Origin of the sequence: Paraburkholderia sp. BR14320 (genome assembly GCF_040948665.1) — a bacterium.
In the GTDB taxonomy this organism is placed as follows: Bacteria; Pseudomonadota; Gammaproteobacteria; order Burkholderiales; family Burkholderiaceae; genus Paraburkholderia; species Paraburkholderia youngii.
The window spans coordinates 1-3492 of sequence record NZ_JBFPKG010000137.1 but is presented as its reverse complement, the minus strand read 5'-3'; the positions used below and the strand labels follow the sequence as shown (position 1 = coordinate 3492).

2 protein-coding genes and 1 pseudogene are annotated in these 3492 nt (G+C 63.5%); 2 read left to right on the top strand and 1 reads right to left on the bottom strand.

The genetic code is table 11. The annotated features are described in order from the left end of the window. A pseudogene (locus AB3X89_RS39100) lies at nt 1-127 on the bottom strand (1,2-phenylacetyl-CoA epoxidase subunit A); the annotation flags it as partial. 199 nt (nt 128-326) lie between these two features. Here AB3X89_RS39100 and AB3X89_RS39095 point away from each other — a divergent pair. Together AB3X89_RS39095 and AB3X89_RS39090 are read left to right on the top strand one after the other, a co-directional pair. Further along, nucleotides 327-1949 carry an NAD(P)/FAD-dependent oxidoreductase gene (locus tag AB3X89_RS39095; RefSeq protein ID WP_368587924.1) on the top strand — a complete coding sequence of 541 codons (1623 nt, stop codon included), beginning with the start codon at nt 327-329 and terminating at the stop codon, nt 1947-1949. An 85-nt stretch (nt 1950-2034) separates the two neighbouring features. Continuing rightward, complete coding sequence (locus tag AB3X89_RS39090; protein WP_368587923.1) at nt 2035-3315, top strand: SGNH/GDSL hydrolase family protein; 1281 nt, start codon at nt 2035-2037, stop codon at nt 3313-3315. The last annotated feature ends 177 nt before the right edge of the window (nt 3316-3492 follow it).

Genomic DNA, 3492 nt, shown 5'->3' with positions numbered 1-3492 from the left:
TCCAGTCCTGCGGCTCGATCTTGCCGTCGGCGGCCATGACCGCGTCGAAGCGCGCCTGTTCGGGCGAATTCGCATCCGCGTCCAGCGGGGCGACGTTGCCGGGGATATCGAGGGATTGGGTGTACATGAGGGACGCTCTCTGGAGGAGTGGTCTGTGTCGGCGTAGTATAAACCAACCGACCGGTCGGTTAATAAATTTTTTGAGGACGGGGATTAGGCTCGATAGCGTCATTCGGCGGTGTCGAAGCAGGTCACCCCGCCCCGACACTTACCGGTAAAATTGCGAATTGGCCGCGATTTGCGGCCCACTTGCATCTCCGGTACTCATGTTACGTCTAAGCGAAATCAAACTCCCGCTCGATCATCCCGAAAGCGCCCTCGAAGCCGCCATCCGTGCGCGCCTCGCGGACCTAGGCGTCGCGCGGGACGGGCTCATCCGATACACCGTGTTTCGCCGCGCGCATGACGCGCGCAAGCGCGCCGACATCAAGCTCACCTATATCGTCGATGTCGAGGTCAAGGATGAAGCGGCCGCGCTGAAACGGCTCGCCGACGTGCCGCATTGCGGCGTGACCCCCGACATGAGCTACAAGTTCGTCGCCAAAGCGCCCGCCCAACTAAGCACGCCGCGTCCGGTCGTGATCGGCATGGGACCGTGCGGTCTGTTCGCGGGACTGATCCTCGCGCAGATGGGCTTCCGGCCGATCATCCTCGAGCGCGGCAAGGCCGTGCGCGAGCGCACCAAGGACACGTTTGGCCTGTGGCGCAAATCGGTGCTGAATCCCGAGTCGAACGTGCAGTTCGGCGAAGGTGGCGCGGGCACTTTTTCCGACGGCAAGCTCTACAGCCAGATCAAGGACCCGAAACATTACGGCCGCAAAGTACTCGACGAATTCGTGCGGGCTGGTGCGCCGGAGGACATCCTGTATCTGAGCCGGCCGCATATTGGCACGTTTCGCCTCGTCAGCATGGTCGAGAAGATGCGTGCGAGCATCCACGAGTTGGGCGGCGAAGTGCGCTTTGAGACCCGCGTCGAGGACATCGACATCGACAACGGCCAGGTGCGCGGGCTGAAGCTGTCGACCGGCGAGACGCTGCGTTGCGACCACGTGGTACTGGCGGTCGGCCATAGCGCACGCGACACCTTCCAGATGCTGTACGACCGGGGCGTTCACGTCGAGGCGAAGCCGTTTTCGCTCGGTTTCCGGATCGAGCATCCGCAGGGGGTGATCGATCGCAGCCGTTTCGGCAAATTTGCCGGTCACAAACAGCTCGGCGCAGCCGACTATAAGGTGGTGCACCACTGCAGCAACGGGCGCGCGGTGTATAGCTTTTGCATGTGTCCCGGGGGCACCGTGGTGGCGGCAACTTCGGAGCCGGGGCGGGTCGTCACTAACGGCATGAGCCAGTACTCGCGCGCGGAGCGCAACGCGAATGCGGGCATCGTGGTCGGCATTACGCCAGACGACTACCCGGGCGGCCCGCTCGCGGGCATCGCGTTCCAGCGCAAGTGGGAAGAGCGGGCGTTCGAACTCGGTGGCGGTAACTATATGGCGCCGGGGCAGTTGGTCGGCGACTTCATCGCCGGGCGGCCGTCCACGTCGCTCGGCTCGGTCGTGCCGTCGTATAAGCCCGGCGTGCGGCCGACCGATCTCAGCACTGCACTGCCCGACTATGCGATCGAGGCGATTCGCGAAGCGCTGCCGCAGATGGAAAAGAAAATCGCCGGTTTCGCGATGCATGACGCGGTGCTGACCGGCGTTGAAACGCGGACGTCGTCGCCGGTCCGCGTGCGTCGCGGCGATGATTATCAGAGCGTCAACATCAAAGGGCTGTATCCCGCCGGCGAAGGTGCGGGATACGCTGGCGGCATCTACTCGGCGGCGATCGACGGAATCGAGGTCGCCGAAGCCGTCGCTCTGCAGATCATGAGTCAGCAAACGGCATGAGTCCGAACGGGCACAGCCGCCGGGTACCGGCGATTGTCGCGTCGTTCGGGCACAATGCGCGTTTCGCCTCGAACCGACCGTCCGAATGACCATTCGCACCCTGGCTGCCGCATGCGGCGCGGCGCTGCTTGCCCAATTTGCTCCGTTTGCCGTTTCCTCGAGTGCGTTCGCTGCCGAAGCGCCGGAGCATTGGGTTGCCGTGTGGGCGACCGCGCTGCAACCGATTCCCCAGCGAGCCGACTTGCCGCCGCTGTATCGCGCGCCGGAAGTCGCGGGGCGCAGCGTTCGGCAAATCGTGTATCCGACCTTGTCGGGGAAGGCGGCGCGAATCCATCTGAGCAATGTGTACAGCAAGACAGCTCTCGTCATCGACGAACTGCGCATCGCGCGCTCGGTCGGCGGCACGGCGGCGGTAGAGGGGGGCGGAAGTCGAGTGACGTTTGCTGGCAAGGGCGCGGTCAGCGTTCCGCCCGGCGGCGAGTTGGACAGCGATCCGATCGGGATCGACGTCGTCGAGGGCGCGCCGTATGCGATCAGTGCGTTTATGGGACCGGAGCAGCGGATCGTCGCGTGGCACCGTGTGTCGAATCAGGTGAATTATGTGTCGGTGCCGGGCAATCACACCGCCGACGCGTCCGCCGCCGCGTTTCGCGGTCGCTTCACCCAATATGTGTGGGTCACAGGCTTGTCAGTGGAGGTGGCGGGACCGTCAATTGCCGTGGCTGCGATCGGCGACTCAATCACCGACGGCATGCGCTCCAGCCTGAATCAGAACCGTCGCTGGCCAGATGCGCTGGCTCGGCGCCTGGCGGCGAGCGGCGCGCAATCGACCGCAATCGTGAATCTCGGCATCAGCGGTAACCGGCTTCTTAGCGACTCGCCTTGTTATGGCGACGCGCTAGCGAGCCGCTTCGAGCGTGACGTTTTGCAACGTCCGGGCGTCAAGGCGGCGGTCCTGCTGATTGGCATCAACGACATTAACTTTGCGGCAATGCCGCCTCATGGCGGGCTCGACTGCGATTTTCCTCATACGTCGGTCACGGCTGCCGATTTGATTGCCGGTTACCAGCGCGTGATCGCGGCCGCGCGGCGCAAGGGTGTCAAGGTGTTCGGCGCGACGCTGACGCCGGCGTCGCTGCCACAGGAGCGGGAAAACATCCGACTCGCGGTTAATCAGTGGATCCGGACCAGTCGCGCTTTCGATGACGTCGTCGATTTCGACGCGGCGTTGCGCGATCGGGCGCAGCCGGAGCGTCTGCAGCGCGTTTTCGATAGCGGTGATCACATCCATCCGAGCGACGCGGGCTACGCGGCCATGGCCGATGCTGTTCCAGTTGAGGCCGTGGTGAGCGCTGTCCGGAAGTGAGTCACAGCTTTTTTAAGCGAAAGTGAAAATGGGTGTTGACGATCCGGCGCAAGTTCTCCATAATCTCGTTTCTCTGCTGCAGACGCAGCGACGCAAACGAAGCGGTGCCGGGTAGTGGTGGTTCAGGCGCGGCGGGTTGGGCGGATCGATCTTTAAAAACTAACAGCCGATAAGTGT